Origin of the sequence: Micromonospora sp. A3M-1-15, from assembly GCF_024213425.1 — a bacterium.
Taxonomy (GTDB): Bacteria; Actinomycetota; Actinomycetes; order Mycobacteriales; family Micromonosporaceae; genus Micromonospora; species Micromonospora chersina.
The window spans coordinates 1-3,419 of the sequence record NZ_JANAVK010000011.1; the positions used below are offsets into that span (position 1 = coordinate 1).

Consider the following 3,419-nt stretch of genomic DNA (forward strand, 5'->3'; position numbering starts at 1 on the left):
GACTGGAAGATTGTCCGGCGGTGTCCTACTCTCCCACACCCTCCCGAGTGCAGTACCATCGGCGCTGGAGGGCTTAGCTTCCGGGTTCGGAATGTGACCGGGCGTTTCCCCTCCGCCATGACCGCCGTAACTCTATGAACATGTCAAAACAACCCACAGGCTGTTCGCTTGTTCAGAGTTGCACAGTGGACGCGTAGCAGCTTGGTAGTCAAGTCCTCGGCCTATTAGTACCGGTCAACTGAACCCGTTACCGGGCTTACATTTCCGGCCTATCAACCCAGTCGTCTAGCTGGGGGCCTTACCCCACAAAGTGGGTGGGATACCTCATCTTGAAGCGAGCTTCCCGCTTAGATGCTTTCAGCGGTTATCCCTTCCGAACGTAGCTAACCAGCCGTGCCCCTGGCGGGACAACTGGCACACCAGAGGTTCGTCCGTCCCGGTCCTCTCGTACTAGGGACAGCCCTTCTCAAGTATCCTACGCGCACGGCGGATAGGGACCGAACTGTCTCACGACGTTCTAAACCCAGCTCGCGTACCGCTTTAATGGGCGAACAGCCCAACCCTTGGGACCTGCTACAGCCCCAGGATGCGACGAGCCGACATCGAGGTGCCAAACCATCCCGTCGATATGGACTCTTGGGGAAGATCAGCCTGTTATCCCCGGGGTACCTTTTATCCGTTGAGCGACACCGCTTCCACATGCCAGTGCCGGATCACTAGTCCCGACTTTCGTCCCTGCTCGACCTGTCAGTCTCACAGTCAAGCTCCCTTGTGCACTTGCACTCAACACCTGATTGCCAACCAGGCTGAGGGAACCTTTGGGCGCCTCCGTTACCCTTTAGGAGGCAACCGCCCCAGTTAAACTACCCACCAGACACTGTCCCTGAACCGGATAACGGTCCGAAGTTAGATACCCAAATCAACCAGAGTGGTATTTCAAGATTGCCTCCCCACCAACTGGCGTTGATGGTTCACCGGCTCCCACCTATCCTACACAAGCTAACTCAAGTACCAATGTCAAGCTATAGTAAAGGTCCCGGGGTCTTTCCGTCCTGCCGCGCGTAACGAGCATCTTTACTCGTAATGCAATTTCGCCGGGCCTGTGGTTGAGACAGTGGGGAAGTCGTTACGCCATTCGTGCAGGTCGGAACTTACCCGACAAGGAATTTCGCTACCTTAGGATGGTTATAGTTACCACCGCCGTTTACTGGCGCTTAAGTTCTCCGCTTCGCCCCGAAGAGCTAACAGGTCCCCTTAACGTTCCAGCACCGGGCAGGCGTCAGTCCATATACATCGAATTACTTCTTCGCATGGACCTGTGTTTTTAGTAAACAGTCGCTTCCCCCTGCTCTCTGCGGCCATACAACGCTCCACCCGCGCGGGGCTTCACGTCTCCGGCCCCCCTTCTCCCTAAGTTACGGGGGCAATTTGCCGAGTTCCTTAACCACAGTTCGCCCGATCGCCTCGGTATTCTCTACCTGACCACCTGTGTCGGTTTGGGGTACGGGCCGCTAAGAACTCGCTAGAGGCTTTTCTCGGCAGCATAGGATCACTGACTTCACCTGAATCGGCTCGGCATCACGTCTCAGCCTATATGCGCCGCGGATTTGCCTACGGCACGGCCTACACGCTTACCCCGGCACAACCACCGGCCGGGCTCAGCTACCTTCCTGCGTCACCCCATCGCTTGACTACTACCCGCCAGGTTCCCACGCTCCCCATCCGCAGTCCGAAGACTTTGGATGGTTTGGGTGGTTAGCACAACGAGGTTCGTCAGGGTCGCTCTTTCGCGGGTACGGGAATATCAACCCGTTGTCCATCGACTACGCCTCTCGGCCTCGCCTTAGGTCCCGACTCACCCAGGGCGGATTAGCCTGGCCCTGGAACCCTTGGTCATCCGGCGGAAGGGTTTCTCACCCTTCTTTCGCTACTCATGCCTGCATTCTCACTCGTGCCGCGTCCACAACTAGGTCACCCCGTTGCTTCACTCGCGGCACGACGCTCCCCTACCCATCCACACACCTGCACAAGGAATCAAGTCCAAGCGAGGTTGAAATGTGAATGCCACAGCTTCGGCGGTGTGCTTGAGCCCCGCTACATTGTCGGCGCGGAACCACTTGACCAGTGAGCTATTACGCACTCTTTAAAGGGTGGCTGCTTCTAAGCCAACCTCCTGGTTGTCTATGCGACCCCACATCCTTTTCCACTTAGCACACGCTTAGGGGCCTTAGCTGGTGATCTGGGCTGTTTCCCTCTCGACTACGAAGCTTATCCCCCGCAGTCTCACTGCCGCGCTCTCACTTACCGGCATTCGGAGTTTGGCTGATTTCGGTAAGCTTGTGGGCCCCCTAGACCATCCAGTGCTCTACCTCCGGCAAGAAACACGCGACGCTGCACCTAAATGCATTTCGGGGAGAACCAGCTATCACGGAGTTTGATTGGCCTTTCACCCCTAACCACAGGTCATCCCCCAACTTTTCAACGTTGGTGGGTTCGGCCCTCCACGCGGTCTTACCCGCGCTTCAGCCTGCCCATGGCTAGATCACTCCGCTTCGGGTCTAGAGCATGCGACTGAATCGCCCTATTCAGACTCGCTTTCGCTACGGCTCCCCCACACGGGTTAACCTCGCCACATGCCACTAACTCGCAGGCTCATTCTTCAAAAGGCACGCCGTCACCCCGCAAGGCTCCGACGGATTGTAGGCGAACGGTTTCAGGTACTATTTCACTCCCCTCCCGGGGTACTTTTCACCATTCCCTCACGGTACTTGTCCGCTATCGGTCACCAGGAAGTATTTAGGCTTACCAGGTGGTCCTGGCAGATTCACGGCAGATTTCAGGGGTCCGCCGCTACTCGGGAACACCCACAGAAGGTCAGCAACTTTCACCTACCGGACTTTCACCGTCTACGGTCAGCCATTCCAGACTGTTCGACTAGCCACTGACTTTGTAACTTCTCGAACGAGTGTCAGCTCGCTCAGCAGGGTCCCACAACCCCGACCACGCAACCCCTGACAGGTATCACACGCAGCCGGTTTAGCCTACATCCGCTTTCGCTCGCCACTACTCACGGAATCACTTGTTGTTTTCTCTTCCTACGGGTACTGAGATGTTTCACTTCCCCGCGTTCCCCCCACACACCCTATGTGTTCAGGTGTGGGTGACACCACATGACTGGTGCCGGGTTTCCCCATTCGGACACCCTGGGATCACAGCTTGGTTGACAGCTCCCCCAGGCCTATCGCGGCCTCCCACGTCCTTCATCGGCTCCTGGTGCCAAGGCATCCACCGTTCGCCCTTGACAACTTGACCACAAAGATGCTCGCGTCCACTGTGCAATTCTCAACAAACGACCAACCCACAACCCGCTCCGCCCCACACCTGCAACCCCCTCAGGGGATCCGGTATGCGGGGCCAGG

At 57.2% G+C, this 3,419-nt stretch carries 2 rRNA genes; both read right to left on the reverse strand.

From position 1 onward, the window contains the following. Positions 1-12: 12 nt before the first annotated feature. A 5S ribosomal RNA gene (gene rrf, locus NLX85_RS32860) occupies positions 13-129 on the reverse strand. 75 nt (positions 130-204) lie between these two features. Beyond that, a 23S ribosomal RNA gene (locus NLX85_RS32865) occupies positions 205-3,312 on the reverse strand. Between the last annotated feature and the right edge of the window lie 107 nt (positions 3,313-3,419).